Below are 16,785 nucleotides of genomic sequence, written 5' to 3' on the forward strand. Positions count from 1 at the left end.
ATCTTTATGCGGTTAAGAGGTTGAATTAATTAATATAGTTTCGCAAAATCCGGGATTTGCCCGCACCGTCATAGTGAGTTTTGCACCAAAATGGTGCGTTACAATATGACATAAAAATAAACGTTGTTTTGTTGATGAAACTCTGCATGCGCAATTGACACTATTTTAGGCCGCGTGGTTTTATCGATGCTTGAGCTCGTCTTGCTAACCGCAAGTCAGTTTCAACGGGCGCGTCAAACAGGCGTTTCCGTGACCGGAAAAAGTTGGGGCAAATATAAAACATAGCTGGTGACGGTCGGACGTGCTTACCCACGTACCGGCCGTCAACCAAGCTTTTTTCAAATCGGAAAATTGGGAAATCACATGTTAAGAAAAACTGTTATCGCTCGCGCGTTAACTATCGCCTTTGGCACGGCGGTAGTCATGACCGGCGTGGTCCAGCCGGCCATGGCGCAGTCGAATGCTTCGGGGATTATCTTCGGTACCGTGGAATCGCCTGCGGGCACCTCCATCACCATGACCAACACCGAGACCGGCCTGAAGCGCAGCATCAGCGCCGACGCCGGCGGCCGCTACTCGGCCACCAACATCCCGGCCGGCCACTACCGCGTCGAGCTGGTACGCGACGGCAAAATCGCCCAGACCACGGAAATCGACGTGCTGGCAGGCCAGGGCAGCAACGCCTCGTTCAGCGCCGTGGTTGCGGCGGTGCAGGTGACGGGGCGCCGCAACCGCATCGACGTTTCCAACACCAACAACGGCGCCGTGTTCACCGCCAAGGACCTGGCCAAGCTGCCGGTCCAGCAAACCCTGAACTCGATCGTGCTGCTGGCGCCGAACACCACCAAGGGTGACTCGGCCTACGGCAACACAGCTTCCTTCGGCGGCAGCGGCCAGTCGGAGAACGCGTTCTACCTGAACGGCTTCCCGATCACCAACTCGCTGTCCCAGCTGGGCGCGTTTGAACTGCCGTTCGGCGCCATCCAGCAGGCTTCGGTGATGACCGGCGGCTTCGGCGCGGAATTTGGCCGCTCCATCGGCGGCGTGCTGAGCATCACGTCGAAGAGCGGCACCAACACCTGGGAAGCCGGCGCCACCTACAGCGTCCAGCCCAACGGCCTGCGCGCCAAGCGCCAGAACCTGTACTACCCCGTCACCGGCGACAAGAACAACGTCACCACCGATGGAAAGCTGGACAATCGCTACGATACCCGCAGCATCACGGCCAACGAATACGGCGCCTACGTCGGCGGTCCGATCATCAAGGACAAGCTGTTCATGTTCGTGTCGGCGGACCAGACCATCACCAAGGATTCGTACATCGGCGTCACCTCGGTCACCAACCCGATCACCATCGGCCAACAAGGCTTCAACTCCAACCGTACCTGGGACAACCGCTGGCTGGGCAAGCTGGACTGGAACATCACCGATGACCATCGCCTGGAATTCACCAGCGCCGGCAACAGCACCCGCACCCGCTACCAGAAATACGGCTTCACGCTGAACCCGAACAACCCGAACGCCGCGGCGATGCTGGACGGCACCCCGACCGGCAATCTGTACAATTCGGCCACCGGCAAAAACCTCGGCGCCACCGATCCGGCTTACCCGAACAACACGCCGGGAGCTGAGCTGAACATGCTGAAGTACACCGGTCAGATTACCGATGACTTCGCCATCAACGGCCTGTACGGCCGGATGAAAACCGAGCGCGGCACCAGCTACGAGGTCGGCGGCGCCTACTCCGGCAGCTCGGCCGGCCTGCCACCGAGCATCGGCACCACGGCTGCGGCCAGCCAGTGGCCGCAGGTTCCGTCCAGCCTATATCGCAACTACAACGTGTTCTCCGGCAGCCGCGCCGGTCCTGGCTCGGACGAAGTCAAATCCGGCCGTCTGGACCTCACATATAAACTCGGCACCCACCTGCTGCGCGCTGGTATCGATTCGAGCAAGATGGAAACCATCGGCGCCGGCTACTCGACCAGCGGCGGCTCCTCGTGGACCTACCGCTTCGTCGGCATCGGCAAAGCCAACCAGCCGGTGCCGCTGTCAGGTTCCCGTCCTGGCGTGGTCGCCAACTTCGGCGGTTCCGGCGTGGACGGCTACTATGCCCGCCAGAGCATCTTCAGCTCGATCACCGACGCCTCGGCCACCCAGTCGGCCCAGTACTTCGAGGACGTGTGGCAGGTCACGCCCAAGCTGCTGGTCACCGCCGGCATCCGTAGCGACGCCTACAGCAACTCGAACGGCGACGGCGAGAAGTTCATCGACATGAAGAACGAAATCGCGCCGCGCCTGTCCGCCTCGTGGGACGTGAACGGTGACGCTACACTGAAGATCTTCGGTAGCGCCGGCCGCTACTTCCTGCAGCTGCCAACCGGCGTTGCGGCCCGCGCCGCCAGCCGCTCGACCCTGACCACCCAGGACTTCACCTACACCGGCATCGATCCAACCACCGGCGCACCGCTGGGCCAGCGCGCCATCAACGTGCCGGTCTCGGTGGACGGCGAATACGGTACGCTGAAGAATCCACGCGCAGTGGTGGCGGCCGACCTGAAGCCGAACTACCAGGATGAAATCACGCTGGGTTTCGAGAAGATGTTCAGCCCGGACCTGAACTTCGGCGTCAAGGGCACCTTCCGTAAACTGGGCGCCGGTATCGACGACAGCTGCGACACCCGTCCGTTGTACGCCTTTGCGGTGGCGCACGGCATTGAAGTGCACGGCACACAGTTCATGAACTGCTTCATCTACAATCCGGGCAAGGACGTGACGGTATGGGTCGATGGCCACGACGTCAACGGCAATCCGCTGGTGACCGGCAAGGGCCAGCTGGCGCACTTCACGGCCGCCGAAATTGGCGAACCGGAAGCGAGCCGCAGCTACGCCGCGCTGGACTTCTACCTGGAGCACCCGCTGCGCAACGGCTGGTACGGCAAGCTGTACTACACGCTGTCGCGTAGCAAGGGCAATATGGAAGGCCAGACCCGTTCCGACACCGGCCAGAAGGACGTCGGCACCTCGGCCGCCTGGGACTTCCCTGAGTTCGCTCCGGGCAACGATGGCCTGCTGCCTAACGACCGCAAGCATCAGCTGAAGGCCTACGGCTTCTACCAGGTCACGCCTGAGTGGTCGGTCGGCGGCAACCTGCTGGTCCAGTCCGGTCGCCCGGTGGTCTGCCTGGGTACCAATGACGCTGCCGACCAGGGTACCGATCCAGCCTACCCGAACGGCATCACCTACGGTGGTCCTGGCTATGGTCCTGAGTACTTCAGCTGCGGCGGCGTTGCCGTGCCACGCGGTACGCTCGGCCGCCTGCCTTGGGAAAAGCGCCTGGACCTGAACCTGGTCTATGCGCCGGCCTTCGCCAAGGGCCTGTCGCTGAAGCTGGAAGTGTTCAATGCGCTGAACGCCCATGCCGCCTTGTCGCAGGAAACCGCCTACGACGCCGGCGACAGCACGGTGATCGATCCGCGCTACAACCAGCTCACCACCTTCCAGACCCCGCGTTCGGCCAAGTTCACTGTGGAATACAACCACAAGTTCTAATCCGCGTGTAGCCTGTCAAAACCGCAGCTTAGTCTGCGGTTTTTTTATGCGCCGCCGCTACGTGGGTTTCGTTTGCGTTTTCGTTTGCGCTAGGGTACTTTGATGCATGGCAGCATAAATCGCATGGAGGAAGTCCCGTGAGCGACGACAAGACCAACCCGTGGCCGCAATGGCCCGGCAATCCCTTTGCGCTGGCCCAGCAGGCGACCGATTACTGGGTCGACGCCTGCCAGCGCAGCGTGCTGTTCATGGATGTGCTGCGCCAGCGCGGCGACGAGCGCAACCATCGCCACGAGCAGATCGCGCCCCATGTGCTGAGCTTTGACTTCGACACCATTCTTGACGGCCGCCACCTGGAGCGCCCGGTCAACTACGGCCTGCTGTATATCACGCCGCCGGACGGCGTCGCCCCCGACCCGCACAAGCGGCCCTTCATCGTGTTCGATCCGCGCGCCGGCCACGGACCCGGCATCGGCGGCATGAAGCAGGACAGCGAGATCGGCGTGGTGCTCAAGGCCGGCCATCCCTGCTACTTCGTCGGCTTCCTGCCGCAGCCGGTGGCGGGCCAGACCATCGAGGACGTGTGCCGCGCCGAGGCGCTGTTCATCGCCAAGGTGGCCGAGCTGCACCCGCTGGCCGACGGCAAGCCCGCGCTGATCGGCAATTGCCAGGCCGGCTGGCAGATCATGATGACCAGCGCCCTCAATCCCGACCTGGTCGGCCCGCTGGTGCTGGCCGGCGCGCCGCTGTCGTACTGGGCCGGCGTGCGCGGCAAGAACCCCTTGCGCTACCTGGGCGGCGTGCTCGGCGGCACCTGGATGACGGCGCTTGCAGGCGACCTCGGCAACGGCATTTTCGATGGCGCGCAACTGGTCGCCAACTTCGAGAAAATGAATCCGTCGAACACGCTGTGGAGCAAGAACTACAACGTCTATTCGAAGATCGACACCGAGGCCGAGCGCTTCCTGGAATTTGAAAAGTGGTGGGGCAACCCGGTGCTGCTGAACGCCGGCGAAATGCAGTACATCGCCGACTCGCTATTCGTCGGCAACCGCCTGAGCGACGCCGCGCTGATGGACAGCAACGGCCACCGCATCGACCTGCGCAATATTAAATCGCCGATCGTGGTGTTCTGCTCGTGGGGCGACGACATCACGCCGCCGCAACAGGCGCTGGGCTGGGTGCTGGACCTGTACGAGAACGATGCCGCGCTGGTGGCCGGAGGCCAGACCATCATCTACTCGATGCACCAGAGCATAGGCCACCTGGGCATCTTCGTCTCGGCCTCGGTGGCCAACAAGGAGCACGAGGAATTCACGGCGGCGATGGACATGATCGACGTCATGCCGCCGGGCCTGTACGAGGCGGTGTTCCTCGACAAGGACGAGGAAATGCTGCAGGCGGAAATCGCCTCCGGCGACATGTCGGCCGGCGACTACGTGATGCGCTTCGAGCGGCGCGGCCTGGACGTGCTGCGCGCGCTGGGCGGCAACGACATCGAGGACGAACGCCGTTTCGCCACCGTGGCCCGCCTGTCGGAAATTAACACCGGGCTGTACCGTACTTTCGCCAGTCCGCTGGTCAAGGCCATGGTCACCGAATCGAGCGCCGAACAGCAGCGCGAGACGCATCCGCTGCGCATGCGCTACCGCATGTTCTCCAGCAAGAATCCTCTGCTCGACGGCATACCGGAGATGGCCGCCAAGGTGCGCGCCGAACGGCGTCCGGTGGCGGCGGACAACGTCTTCATGCAGATGCAGGAAGCGATGTCGCAGCAGATCGTCGACGCGCTGGACCGCTACCGCGACCTGCGCGACCAGGCCACCGAAAAAATCTTCCTCGACATGTATGGCTCGCCCTTGCTGCAGGCGCTGGTGGGCTTGCGCACCGACGGCGGCCGTCCGCGCCGCATCGGCCGCGACATCGCGCGCGAGGCCATGCTGAACGCGCACCGCGCGGCGGCGGCGCTGAAGACGGCGGAAGGCGGCGTCACCGAGGCCATCATCCGCGGCCTGCTGTATATCTACCGCAGCCCGGAAATGAGCGCCGCCGACGAGCGCGCCTTCGCCACCATCCGCCAGCTGCGCCTGCGCACCTCGGACGACAAGGAGCTCAGCGTCACGCACTTCAAAGCCATCCTGCGCGAGCAATACCTGATGCTGCAAGTGGACGAGGAGGCGGCGGTGCGCGACCTGCCGCTGCTGCTGCCGGACGAACCGAAAGCGCGCGCGACGGCGCTGGCCATCGTGCGTCAGGTGGCCGGCGCCACCGGCACCCTGACCGGCGATGGCGCGGTGCGGCTGGAGCGCATCGCGGCGATGTTCGAGACGCGCGCGCCGAAGCTGGCGGTGGTCGGCAAGAAGAGCAAGGCGTGATCAGCGGCTGAGCGGCTTCTGCATGAAGACGCTCAGCGGATCGTCCGGGTAATCGCCGTAGGGGCCGCAGCGCCGGAAGCCGTGGCGCTCGTACAGGCCCAGCGCCTCCGGCTGAGACGGGCCGGATTCCAGCACCAACTGCGGGCAGCCCTGGTCCAGCGCCGCCTGTTCCAGCAAGGCCAGCACGCCGCGCGCCAGCCCCTGGCCGCGTGCGGACGGCTGCACATACATGCGCTTGATCTCGCCGTACTCCGGCGTCAGCACGATGGCGCCGCAGCCGACGATGGTCCCCTGCGCATCGCGCGCCACCGCAAACCGGACATGCGGCTGCATCAGCGACGGCAAATCCAGCGCATACACGCTTTCCGGCGGGTACAAGCTCAGTTGATAGGCGTCGAGGTCGGCAATCAGGGCGATGACTTCGGGCTGGTCGGGCGATTCAAAGGCGATCTGCATAATGGCGGCGGTCATTTTAATGGATGGAAAAATCCAGTATAATGGATTTCATGGACATCAACAAACTAATTGCCAGCCGCTTGCTGGCCTTGCGCGACAGCCGCGGGCTGTCGCTGACCGCGCTGGCCGAGCGCAGCGGCGTGAGCCGCTCCAACATTTCATTGATCGAGCGCGGCGAGAGCAGCGCCACCGCTACCGTGCTGGACAAGCTGGCCGGCGCGCTCGGCGTCACGCTGGCGGCCTTGTTCGAAGCGGGGGAGGGCGAGCCGGCCGCGCCGTCGCCGCTGCAACGGGCCGTCGACCAGCCGGTGTGGACCGACCCGGCCTCCGGCTACGTGCGGCGGCAACTGTCGCCGGCCGCGCGCTCGCCGATGCAGCTGGTGGAAGTGGTGTTCCCGCCGGGCCAGCGCGTGACCTATGAGCAGGTGGTGCGCGACGCCGACGTCCACCAGCAAGTCTGGCTGCTGGACGGCGTGATGGACATCAGCGCCGGCGACCGGCACTGGCGGCTGGAGGCGGGCGACTGCCTGGCCATCCGCGAAGACCAGCACATCAGCTACGCCAATCCCGGCCAGACGCCGGCGCGCTACCTGGTCGGCCTGGTGACGTTGCCGTTTGCGTGACTGCTTAGTGCAGCGAGCTCGGAACAAATCCCTCTGCCGACAGCGCCTTGATGACGCCTCTCAGCAAGTAGTTATTGGTAAAGCAAAGTGCATATTGTCGGGCGCCTTCCCGTATGGGCTGTAGCATCTTTCGTTCAACCAGTTTTTTAATCTGATAGGTGCGTTGCGCGTCGCTGAGTGTGGGCGTTGCCTCATGGAGGTCGGCAGATTTGGCGATGCCTTGCTTCATGACTTCACTAAGTATTGCGTGCTCATCTTTGGTGATGAGCGTTCTTTGTAAGGAGAACGCAAGTGCAGGGCCAAGAATTTTTTCCTTGAGATAAGCGTAGTCCGTGAGCCTGTCGATTTTTTTGAGTTCGTCCAGTATTCCGGACAACACGTAAGTACACCAGCGTTCCCGGTCCGCCGGCGCACCCTTGTCGGCACACGCCAGCATTTCGTAATACCGCTCCCTGTCGTTACAAAATACTGCGGTGGGATTGAGAACCCGGCCACCGCCCTGTACGTTGTATCCATATTTGATGAGCAGGGCGTACGTCACGAGCCGGACCACGCGGCCATTTCCATTGCTGAACGGGTGGATCCAGCCAAAGCGATGATGAGCCGACGCCACTTTGATCAGGTCGTATTTCGGTGGGGCGTCGCGGTTGATGAACTCCGTCAGTTCCCGCATATACATCGGGACGCTGAGCGCGTCGGGTGGGACATGGTCTGATTTGGCGATTCTGACCGGGCCGGATCGATATGCGCCGGGTGTGCGATCTCCCTCGCGCTCCAGGCCGTGGACAGCGAGGTCATGTAACTCACGAATAAATTGTTCGGTCAGAGTCGCCTTGGGCTGCATCGTTTCTTCAACATACTTCATTGCGCTTTCGATGTTGGAGATCTCGCGTATCTGATCGGATTCTTTTCCTGTTCCGTCGACGAAATTTTCCACATAGTCAGCCAGCGTTGTATGGTTGCCTTCGATGCGCGCGGATCCCAGGCTTTCAAGCATATGGAAAATATGTTTGAGCTGGAAAAAAGTCGGGGCAGGCGTGCTGCCGCCAATCTGGAGCCGCCTTAAATACTCCAACTCGGTGAGTACGTCGACCAGCTGTGAGTCGAAAGACGGGTTGAGCAGAGTGAGGTCGAAATGACGAAATTCTGGCATGGCTGATTCTGTTATCTCGAAATTATGGAAAAAATCCTATATTTTTCAAGTGCTTGAGGAAATCAAGTGTGGAAGCTAACTCAAATATGCTACATCATTTTCTGTACTGGTGTTGTCCGGCAGTGAGCACGGCCACACACTCCGCTGTATAATGGCGACCCCCAAGCGATTCCCATAGTTGCCGCCATGACCATCATCACCCTGCCGACCACCGACACCGCGCCCGTGAAAGCGAGCCGCCGCCTGTCCGTCGCGCCGATGATGGACTGGACCGACCGCCACTGCCGCGTGTTCCACCGCCATATCAGCCAGCACACCTGGCTGTACACGGAGATGGTCACCACCGGCGCGCTGGTCTACGGCGACGTCGAACGCCACCTGCGCTTCAACGATGAAGAGCACCCGGTGGCGCTGCAACTGGGCGGCAGCGATCCGGCCGACCTCGCCACCAGCGCCAAGCTGGGCGAGAAGTGGGGCTACGACGAAATCAACCTCAACTGCGGTTGCCCGTCCGAGCGCGTGCAGAAAGGCGCGTTCGGCGCCTGCCTGATGGCCGAGCCGCAACTGGTGGCCGACTGCGTCAAAGCCATGCGCGACGCCGTCAGCATCGACGTCACCGTCAAGCACCGCGTCGGCATCGACCAGACCGAAAGCTACGACTTCGTGCGCGACTTCGTCGGCACCGTGGCCGAGGCCGGCTGCAAGACCTTCATCGTGCATGCGCGCAACGCCATCCTGAAGGGCCTGTCGCCCAAAGAGAACCGCGAAGTGCCGCCGCTGAAATACGAATTCGCCTACCAGCTCAAGCGCGATTTTCCTGACTTCGAAATCATTATCAACGGCGGCATCAAGACCGAAGCCGAGATCGACGAGCATTTGAAGCATTTGGACGGCGTCATGCTGGGCCGCGAGGCCTATCACAACCCCTTCGTGATGGCCGGTTTCGACCAGCGCTACTACGGCGACGCGCGCGCCCCCAAGAGCCGCGAAGAAGTGCTCGAAGCGATGATCCCCTACATTCAAGCCCAACTGGCCCAGCACGGCGCCCGCGGCTTGAAGCTCAACACCATCACCCGCCACATGCTGGGCCTGATGACCGGACTGCCCGGCGCCCGTGCATTCCGTCAGGTTCTGTCTGACTCCAAAAAACTCGCCCTCGGCGACGCCGATTTGCTGCGCGAAGCTGCCGCCCGCCTACGTATTGCTGCGTAGTTCACAGCACAAACTGACGTTTCTGGCAAACAATATATTGGACTGTTGGTATTTCCACGCAGAAAGTTCGTTTGCGTATTTTTTAGGCGGGTTTTGCTTGCTTTGAGGCAAAATTTGCATCTATAATTCCTGAATATACACACATATCCACCTTTATTTCACGTTTGTATAGTGCGGTAAAACTACATGCATGCAGCTGGTGGAGCCGCAAGTTTTTGCATTCGCAGTCATTGTTTGCTACTGTCATAGATATTACCTAGCAGCAAGGGCCGGGTGGATGGTGTCGTGCACGAGACGAGACTTTCCAGGGCACTCTTATCAACTGTGTCATTTACGAAGAAGACGAAATGAATTTAGCAAAAATGAAAGTCGGAACGCGCCTGGGTCTTGGATTCGCGCTGGTTCTGTTATTCCTGGTGGCGGTGACCACCGTGGGTATCTTCCGCATGGCACAGATTCAGGATCGACTGGATCACGTGATTTCGGTGAACAACGTGGTGTCGCGCCTGGTGGTCGACATGCGTTCGAACGTGGGCGATCGCGTGACCTCGCTGCGCATCCTGACCATGCTGTCCGATGCCGGCGACATGGAAGCGGACATGAACCGCATCAAGGAACTGGCTGCCAAGTATGCCGATGCACAGAATAAACTGAGCGCGCAGTTCGCCACCGAGGCCAGCGCTGAAGAAAAAGCGCTGCTGGCAACGGTCAAGGAGCAGGAAGCGATCGCCATGCCGGCCATCGCCAAGGCGTCCGAAATGTGGCTGTCCAACAAGGCTGAAGACGCGACCAAGGTCCTGATCAAGGAAATTCGCCCGGCCCAGAAAAAATGGATGGCCGCGCTGGATCAACTGGGCGCGCTGGAAGAAAAACTGAATGCGCAAGTGCAGGTAGACGCCGCCGCCGGCTTCTCGTCGGCCCGCAGCTTCATGATCATCCTGGGCGTGCTGGCTGTCGCCATCTCGGTCGCCGCCGCCTACATCATCACCCGCGGCCTGCTGAAACAGCTGGGCGGCGAACCTGACTACACCGCCTCGATCGCCGGCAGCATCGCCAACGGCGACCTGTCGATCTCGATCGACACCGACGGCAACGACAAGGACAGCCTGCTGTCCGAGATGAAGGAAATGCGCAACAGCCTGGTCGACATCGTGGGCCAGGTCCGCTCCGGCACCGAAACCATCGGCACCGCTTCGCGTGAAATCGCCGCCGGCAATATCGACCTGTCGTCGCGTACCGAAATGCAGGCCAGCTCGCTGGAAAAAACCGCCTCGGCGATGGAAGAGCTGACCTCGACCGTGAAACAGAATGCGGACAATGCCCGTGAAGCCAATCAACTGGCGTCGGCGGCATCGGACGTGGCGATCAAGGGCGGCAAAGTGGTGTCGGAAGTGGTTCACACCATGAGCTCGATCGATGCTTCGGCCAAGAAGATCGTGGACATCATCGGCGTGATCGATGGCATCGCCTTCCAGACCAACATCCTGGCGCTGAACGCGGCAGTGGAAGCAGCCCGTGCCGGCGAACAAGGCCGCGGCTTCGCGGTGGTGGCGTCGGAAGTGCGCAACCTGGCCCAGCGTTCCGCTGGCGCCGCCAAGGAAATCAAGATGCTGATCGACGACTCGGTGGAAAAAGTCGGCGCCGGCACCAAGCTGGTCGGCCAGGCCGGCGTGACGATGGACGAAGTGGTGGCCTCGGTGCGCCGCGTGACCGACATCATGAGCGAGATCGCCAACGCCAGCCAGGAACAGAGCGCCGGCATCGAGCAGGTGAACCACTCCATCATCGAGATGGACAGCATGACCCAACAAAATGCCGCGCTGGTGGAAGAAGCCGCCGCCGCCGCACAAAGCTTGCAAGACCAGGCCGCCGAACTGTCGCGCGTGGTCAGCATCTTCAAACTGGTGGAAGGCGAGGAGCGCGTGTCGGCTCCGGTGTACCAGCCTGCCGCCGCCAAGGCAGTGATCAAGCCGATCGTTGCCCGTGCTCCTGTCAAGAAACTGGCGTCCGCGCCGGCGTCTGCCGCAGCAGCCAAACCGAAGAAAGTCGCCTCGGCAGCTAGCGCAGCCGGCAGCGATGAGTGGGAAGAGTTTTAAAACTTTGCCGCAGTCTGCCGTCGCGCTTTTGCGCGGCATGTAGGTCCGCTGTGGGATTCGATCAACCAGTTTTTAATAATAAGTTTGGAAATTGTAAAATGAATAAGTTTTCTACCAGTGTATTCGCCGCCGTCATCCTGTCCGCCGCTTCGACCGCTTTCGCCGGCGAAGTGCCAGCATCGCTGGATGCCAAGAGCTGCAAGGCTGAATACCCTAAAGCATCGCTGCTGAACGAAGAGCAGGGCGATGTCACCATGTCCTTCCTGGTGGCCGCCGACGGCAACGTCGTCGAGTCCAAGGTTGAGAAGTCGAGCGGATACAAGAACCTGGACAAGGCTACGGTCAAAGCCCTGAGCGCTTGCAAGTTCAAGCCGGGCACCAAGGACGGCGCAGTGGCCCAGACCTGGACCAAAGTCGACTACAGCTGGAAGCTGTAATCAGTGTCAATCGGGCTGCGCGGTTCCGCGCGGCCTGAGTGCCGGATATCTACACTTGGGGAAATCATGTCTACAAATAAGCGTTGGTTAAGTGTGATCGCAGCAGTGCTCGTTTCGAGCGCACCGGTAGCGTTTGCTGCCGAAGTCCCGGCCAGTTTTGATGCCAAAACCTGCAAGGCCGAATACCCGAAAGCGTCGTTGATGAACGAAGAGCAGGGTACGGTGTCGATGTCTTTCCTGATCAAGGCCGACGGTAGCGTGGCCGATTCCAAGATCGACAAGAGCAGTGGTTTCAAGAACCTGGACAAGGCGGCGATCAAGTCCCTGAGCGCTTGCAAGTTCAAGCCGGGCACCAAGGACGGCGCTCCCGCCGAAACCTGGACCAAGGTCGACTACGCCTGGAAGCTGGACTAATTCCCCCGGAGTATCAAAAAAGGAAGCGCACGCGCTTCCTTTTTTTTCGCCTGTTACAACCGATGTAACAAGCTGTAATCGGGCTCCGACGGCGGCGCACTTGCTTATATAGTAGACTCTGAGACTAGGAGGAGTGCCATGAAAACCATCATCGCCGTTGCCGCCGCAGTGGCGGCCCTGAGCCTGGGCGGCTGCGCCGTTCAGCAGCCCGGCTATTACGCCACCACCACCCGGGTCCAGGACCCGTACCAGTGGCACACCGTTGCAGTTGCGCCGACGGACCGCGCCTACGCCGGCGGCTCGTCCTCGGGCACCTGGTACGAGGACGCTCCGGCGCCCAGCTCGCGCGTGGTCTACGCCAGCGAGCCGGCCTACACCACCACCTACATCCAGCCGGCGCCGGTGTACTACGCGCCTGCGCCTGCCTATTACTACCCGCCGGTCAGCATCGGCCTGGACTTCTCGTTCGGCCACTGGTGCTGCGGCGGCCATCGCGGCTGGGGCGGACGCGGCGGCTACCGCCACCGCTGATCGATCGCCGGGGCTTAACCCACGCAGTTAGCCCACATACTTGTGGGTTGCGACCCGGGCGTGAGCCGGCGCCATGCCGGCTTTTTTCTTGAGGTACAGGGTCAGGCCTTCCTTCAGCTTGTCCATGCCGCTTTTCTCCACGAACATCCCCTTGTTTTGCCGCACCGGATCGAGCACATAGCGCGATTCGGAAATGAAGCGCGCGCACTCCGTCAGCAGCGGATCCAGGTGCTGGCGCTTGTTCTGTTCCCATTGCGCCATCCAGCCATCCTCGATGATGTTGTTGCACAGGATGTTGAGCACGCTGCTGGTGCTGTTGTTGGCCAGGTAGTAGCAGCCCAGCAGCGGCGACACCAGGAAGATGTTCGAGCTCAGCGCATCCATCGCCGAGTTGCTCAGGATTAGGTTGACCTTCTTCATCTCCTTGTAGCGCGCCCCCATGATCATGATCTTCTGGCAGGTGGTGGCGATCGCGCTGGCGGCCGCCACGGCCGGCCCGGTCACGCCGCCCAGGTCGGCGAACAGGCCGGCCGTGGACACCGCCAGCTGCGTGGTCTGGATCGCCGCCAGCGCCGCGTGCTCGTTGCGGCTGGTGCGCAGCAGATCGGCCACGGCGTCGCAGGCGTCGCGGGCGTCGCCCGGCAGCAGGAAGCCGCGCTGCACCGTGGTCTTGCGCGCCTTGTGCCAGTCCATCGCCGCCGTGCCCCAGTTGTTGGCCGCCTTGGCGCCGGCCTTGACCTGCTGCACCAGCGGTAGGGCGGAGCTGATGAAGTCGGCCATGAACTCCACGCCCAGCTCGGCCAGGATGACGTTGATGTCGAGCGAATCGAACAGCTCGAACAGCAGCCGCAGCACCTTGTCGAAGCCCGGCACCTTGAGCATGGTGGGGAAGTCGAAGCCGGGGATGTGGATCTTGCTGAAGTCGATCTCGCCCAGGTTGATGTTCGGCAGGTCCAGCGTCGGCAGGTTGACGTTGGGCAGGCTGATGTCGGGGATGGCCAGGTGCGGCAGGCTGACGTTCAGGTCGATGTTGAAAAAATCCGGGAACAGGTCGCGGATGCGCGGGAAGGCCACGTCGAAATCGATGTTCAGTATTTTGCTCAGGTCGAACAGCAGCGAGGGCATGTTCAGCTCGGGGAAGGTCAGCCCGATCTTGAACACCAGCGCGCGCAGCGAGATATCCGGCAGCAGGTCCTTGAACTTGATCAGGCCCTTCAGGTTCAGGCGCACCGTCGGCAAATTGAAGCCGGGAATAGCGCCCAGCCGGATGTTGGGGATCAGGTTGATATCGAAGTTCGGCAGGCCGATGGCGGGTATGCGGAAGTCGACCAGCCCGCGCAGGTCCAGTCCCTTGAACAGGTCGATGTTCAACTGCGGAACGCTGAAATGCGGCACCGCCACGCCGGGTATCGCGCCCAGTTTCTTCTTGCAATCCTTGGCATCCTTGGCCAGCGTCTTGGCGTCTTCCACCCGGCTCTTGGCGCGCAGCTGGGTGCCGTTGAACATGGCCTTCAGCGATTCCTTGCGCTCACGCTTGATGTGCATGAAGGCTGCTTGCAGTGCGATCTCTTCGTTGAAAGTGAGTGGCATGACGGAACGCTCCTCAAGATATCTGTGCGTGGGACTGCGTTAGTTTGCGATGGATGCCGGCCATGAAGGCCGACGTCTTGAAGCGGCCGATCAGCGCCGTGAACACCAGCGCGGTGATGACAAAATAAAAGCTGCAGTAAATGTACACCGGCACCATGACGCTGGTGCCGGTGGCGGCGATCACCGTGTTGCAGCGGCTGACCAGTTCGCTCACGCCGACCAGCGACGAGGCGCTGGAGGCGATGAAGGAAATCAGGAACACATTGATCCAGGTGGGGATGAACAGCAGCGCCGCGCCGATGTCGCCGCGCTTCCAGGCGCGGTGCGCCACCACCAGGCTCTCGGAGGTGAACGACAGCGGCGCCGCCGACAGGCCGATCACCGCCTTGACCCACTGCGGTATATGCAGCGTGACGCTGCTGCCCGGCAGCGTGAACTCGGCCGGCAGCACGAACACCGCGTAAAAGATCAGCGCCAAGGTCGGCACGCCGCGGAAGAAGGTCGACACCTGTTCGGCGACGACGGCGGTGCGGCCATGCCGGGTCACGCGCAGCCAGGCCAGGCCCGCGCCCATCAGCGAGCCCAGCGCCACGGCGCACACCGCGATCAGGATATTCCACAGGAAGCCCTGCAGCAGGAAGGGCGTCCACGTCAGCAGGAAGGCCAGGGTCTCGTTGTTCATGGTCGCTCCGCCGTTGGCAGCCAGGTTTTTTCCACGTAGTTGAAGATGCGCGTCCACAGGCTGGTGATCAGGTAGAAGGTGATCAGCAGCACCGTCATGGTCACGAAGATATTGCCCTTTTCCGCGATCAGCAGGCTGCTCGCGCTCAGCAGTTCCGGGATGGCGATGGCCGAGGCGATCATGGTCTGCTTGGTCAGGTTGATCAGCGCCTGCTTGACCGGCCAGCTGGCGTACTGCGCGGTGGGCGCCAGGTGGTTCAGCCGCAGCCGGTAGCCGGCCTCGGTGGTGCGCACATGGGCGGCGGCCTCGAGGAAGGCGCGCATCACCATGCCCGCCGTGTAGTAGCCGGAACAGAACGCCGCCACCGCGAACGCCGGCAGCTTGACGCCGAACTGGTGCATGGTCCAGCCGCCGAGGCCGAAGAAGATCAGGTACATCATCAGCAGCGGCGGCGTCAGCCGGCCGTAGGCCATGATGGCGTGGATGGCCTGCGTGCCCCAGCCGCCGCGGCCGTCGACCGTGACCGCGGCCGCCACGCCCAATGCCAGGCTGACGCCGACGCCGGCGGTAATCAACAGCATGGTATAGCCTATGCCTTGCAGGAACTGGGTGCGGTCGTAAGGGTCGTAGACGAAGTTCAGGTCCACGCCCAGCTGCTCCTTGATCCACAGCCCCACCGCCTGCACGCCGGCCGCATCGGTGCTGGACACATTCTCGGCGCTGCGGCAGGCGGCGATCCAGTGGCCGCTGCTGTTGCGCACGCACTTGTAGAGCCCGGCCGCGTCGCGCTCCGACCAGAGCGCCTTCTGCGCCGTCAGCCACGAGGTGGAGGCGATGCCCCACCGATTGTTGGCCTCCAGCAGCCAGCCGGTGCGGTGCAGCTCGGCCACGATATTGCCCAGCGCCAGATCCAGTTCGCTGCCGCTTTCATTGCGCGAGATGAAGATCGCCATCGGCGTGATCAGCGCGTTCGGCAGCGGCATGGTGTAGCCCTGCCACTGGGGCAGCTTGCTGGTGTTGGCCAGCGCCGCCGTCGCGTACAGGAAGCCCGAACATTGGCCGTCGCGCAGCGCCAGTTGGGCGTCGCGCACGGTCTTGTAGTTTTGCAGCTCCAGCAGATAGCGCTCGCTCATCGGCTTGTTGAAATAGCTGCCTTGCACCGCGCAGATGGTTTCATGGCGTATCTTGGGCCAGGCGTCGACCGCGTCGCCCGGTTTGAACAGCACGTTGACGCTGGTCTCGTTGTAGCCCGGCTCGATGGCGGTGGCGATCTTGCGTCGCGCCGGCGTGTCGCCGACGGTGGAGATCAGGATGTCGACATCGCCCAGCTCCAGCTTCTGAAAGCGGTTCTCGGTGGTGATGCTGACTTTTTTCAGGGTCACGCCCAGGCGCTGGGCGATCAGCGCGGCGATGTCGCTCTCGAAGCCGACCACCTCGCCCTGGGCGTTGAGTGAATTGAAGGGGCTGAAGTCGGTCTTGACGCCGACCCGGATCACGCCGTTCTTGCGGATGCTGTCCAGCGCCGGGCTGCTGTCGGCCGCCTGCGCGCCCAGCGCCACGAGCAGCAGACCGATGAGACCCAGTACTTTTAAAAAAGCGCTATTCCACATTGTCGTTTTCTCTGGGCCGCGGACCGGGGTTCATGCTACCCCAAGGCAGGCTCATCG

Annotated in this window: 13 protein-coding genes; 8 read left to right on the forward strand and 5 right to left on the reverse strand. The window is 62.0% G+C overall.

Annotated features, from left to right (window positions below):
- Window positions 1-423: 423 nt before the first annotated feature.
- The gene (locus V6M89_RS01640; protein ID WP_332851517.1) at window positions 424-3,549 is read left to right on the forward strand and encodes a TonB-dependent receptor; all 3,126 of its coding nucleotides are present in this window, start codon (window positions 424-426) and stop codon (window positions 3,547-3,549) included.
- A gap of 137 nt (window positions 3,550-3,686) precedes the next feature.
- Window positions 3,687-5,924, forward strand: a complete 2,238-nt coding sequence (locus V6M89_RS01645; protein ID WP_332851518.1) for a DUF3141 domain-containing protein — start codon at window positions 3,687-3,689, stop codon at window positions 5,922-5,924.
- On the opposite strand, the gene V6M89_RS01650 is transcribed toward V6M89_RS01645, so the two are convergent.
- The gene (locus tag V6M89_RS01650; RefSeq protein ID WP_332851519.1) at window positions 5,925-6,395 is read right to left on the reverse strand and encodes a GNAT family N-acetyltransferase; all 471 of its coding nucleotides are present in this window, start codon (window positions 6,393-6,395) and stop codon (window positions 5,925-5,927) included.
- Between the two features lie 35 nt (window positions 6,396-6,430).
- Between V6M89_RS01650 and V6M89_RS01655 the strand changes: the two genes are divergently transcribed.
- Complete coding sequence (locus V6M89_RS01655; RefSeq protein WP_332851520.1) at window positions 6,431-7,003, forward strand: helix-turn-helix domain-containing protein; 573 nt, start codon at window positions 6,431-6,433, stop codon at window positions 7,001-7,003.
- Between the two features lie 4 nt (window positions 7,004-7,007).
- On the opposite strand, the gene V6M89_RS01660 is transcribed toward V6M89_RS01655, so the two are convergent.
- Window positions 7,008-8,156 carry a Fic family protein gene (locus V6M89_RS01660; protein ID WP_332851521.1) on the reverse strand — a complete coding sequence of 383 codons (1,149 nt, stop codon included), beginning with the start codon at window positions 8,154-8,156 and terminating at the stop codon, window positions 7,008-7,010.
- Window positions 8,157-8,342: 186 nt separating this feature from the next.
- Here V6M89_RS01660 and dusA point away from each other — a divergent pair, with 186 nt between their 5' ends.
- From dusA to V6M89_RS01685, 5 genes are all read left to right on the forward strand, one after another.
- Complete coding sequence (dusA, locus tag V6M89_RS01665; protein WP_332851522.1) at window positions 8,343-9,368, forward strand: tRNA dihydrouridine(20/20a) synthase DusA; 1,026 nt, start codon at window positions 8,343-8,345, stop codon at window positions 9,366-9,368.
- Window positions 9,369-9,715: 347 nt separating this feature from the next.
- Entirely contained in the window at window positions 9,716-11,464 is a 1,749-nt protein-coding gene (locus V6M89_RS01670) for a methyl-accepting chemotaxis protein (protein ID WP_332851523.1), read from the forward strand.
- Window positions 11,465-11,562: 98 nt separating this feature from the next.
- Window positions 11,563-11,901 carry an energy transducer TonB gene (locus V6M89_RS01675; protein ID WP_116993398.1) on the forward strand — a complete coding sequence of 113 codons (339 nt, stop codon included), beginning with the start codon at window positions 11,563-11,565 and terminating at the stop codon, window positions 11,899-11,901.
- A gap of 66 nt (window positions 11,902-11,967) precedes the next feature.
- Entirely contained in the window at window positions 11,968-12,315 is a 348-nt protein-coding gene (locus V6M89_RS01680; protein WP_116993399.1) for an energy transducer TonB, read from the forward strand.
- 138 nt (window positions 12,316-12,453) lie between these two features.
- Window positions 12,454-12,846 carry a hypothetical protein gene (locus V6M89_RS01685; RefSeq protein WP_332851524.1) on the forward strand — a complete coding sequence of 131 codons (393 nt, stop codon included), beginning with the start codon at window positions 12,454-12,456 and terminating at the stop codon, window positions 12,844-12,846.
- 27 nt (window positions 12,847-12,873) lie between these two features.
- Here V6M89_RS01685 and V6M89_RS01690 read toward each other — a convergent pair whose 3' ends face one another.
- Genes V6M89_RS01690 through V6M89_RS01700 form a run of 3 tightly spaced genes read right to left on the reverse strand, consistent with a single transcriptional unit; the run spans window position 12,874 to window position 16,728 of the window.
- Window positions 12,874-14,436, reverse strand: a complete 1,563-nt coding sequence (locus tag V6M89_RS01690) for a hypothetical protein (protein ID WP_332851525.1) — start codon at window positions 14,434-14,436, stop codon at window positions 12,874-12,876.
- A 13-nt stretch (window positions 14,437-14,449) separates the two neighbouring features.
- A complete protein-coding gene (locus V6M89_RS01695) occupies window positions 14,450-15,118 on the reverse strand; it encodes a polar amino acid ABC transporter permease (RefSeq protein WP_332851526.1) in 669 nt (222 codons plus the stop codon).
- On the reverse strand, window positions 15,115-16,728 hold the full coding sequence (locus V6M89_RS01700; protein ID WP_332851527.1) for a transporter substrate-binding domain-containing protein: 1,614 nt from the start codon (window positions 16,726-16,728) through the stop codon (window positions 15,115-15,117). Before V6M89_RS01700 ends, V6M89_RS01695 begins: the two co-directional genes overlap by 4 nt.
- Window positions 16,729-16,785: the final 57 nt, after the last annotated feature.

The organism is Duganella sp. S19_KUP01_CR8 (genome assembly GCF_036688705.1).
Classification (GTDB): Bacteria; Pseudomonadota; Gammaproteobacteria; order Burkholderiales; family Burkholderiaceae_D; genus Rugamonas.

What these genes read in the sequence shown, in the direction of transcription:
- V6M89_RS01685 (WP_332851524.1), top strand. Translation starts at nt 12,454, where the DNA reads ATGAAAACCATCATCGCCGTTGCCGCCGCAGTGGCGGCCCTGAGCCTG.
- V6M89_RS01675 (WP_116993398.1), top strand. Translation starts at nt 11,563, where the DNA reads ATGAATAAGTTTTCTACCAGTGTATTCGCCGCCGTCATCCTGTCCGCC.
- V6M89_RS01670 (WP_332851523.1), top strand. Translation starts at nt 9,716, where the DNA reads ATGAATTTAGCAAAAATGAAAGTCGGAACGCGCCTGGGTCTTGGATTC.
- dusA (WP_332851522.1), top strand. Translation starts at nt 8,343, where the DNA reads ATGACCATCATCACCCTGCCGACCACCGACACCGCGCCCGTGAAAGCG.
- V6M89_RS01700 (WP_332851527.1), bottom strand. Translation starts at nt 16,728, where the DNA reads ATGTGGAATAGCGCTTTTTTAAAAGTACTGGGTCTCATCGGTCTGCTG.
- V6M89_RS01650 (WP_332851519.1), bottom strand. Translation starts at nt 6,395, where the DNA reads ATGACCGCCGCCATTATGCAGATCGCCTTTGAATCGCCCGACCAGCCC.
- V6M89_RS01690 (WP_332851525.1), bottom strand. Translation starts at nt 14,436, where the DNA reads ATGCCACTCACTTTCAACGAAGAGATCGCACTGCAAGCAGCCTTCATG.
- V6M89_RS01660 (WP_332851521.1), bottom strand. Translation starts at nt 8,156, where the DNA reads ATGCCAGAATTTCGTCATTTCGACCTCACTCTGCTCAACCCGTCTTTC.
- V6M89_RS01640 (WP_332851517.1), top strand. Translation starts at nt 424, where the DNA reads ATGACCGGCGTGGTCCAGCCGGCCATGGCGCAGTCGAATGCTTCGGGG.
- V6M89_RS01655 (WP_332851520.1), top strand. Translation starts at nt 6,431, where the DNA reads ATGGACATCAACAAACTAATTGCCAGCCGCTTGCTGGCCTTGCGCGAC.
- V6M89_RS01680 (WP_116993399.1), top strand. Translation starts at nt 11,968, where the DNA reads ATGTCTACAAATAAGCGTTGGTTAAGTGTGATCGCAGCAGTGCTCGTT.
- V6M89_RS01695 (WP_332851526.1), bottom strand. Translation starts at nt 15,118, where the DNA reads ATGAACAACGAGACCCTGGCCTTCCTGCTGACGTGGACGCCCTTCCTG.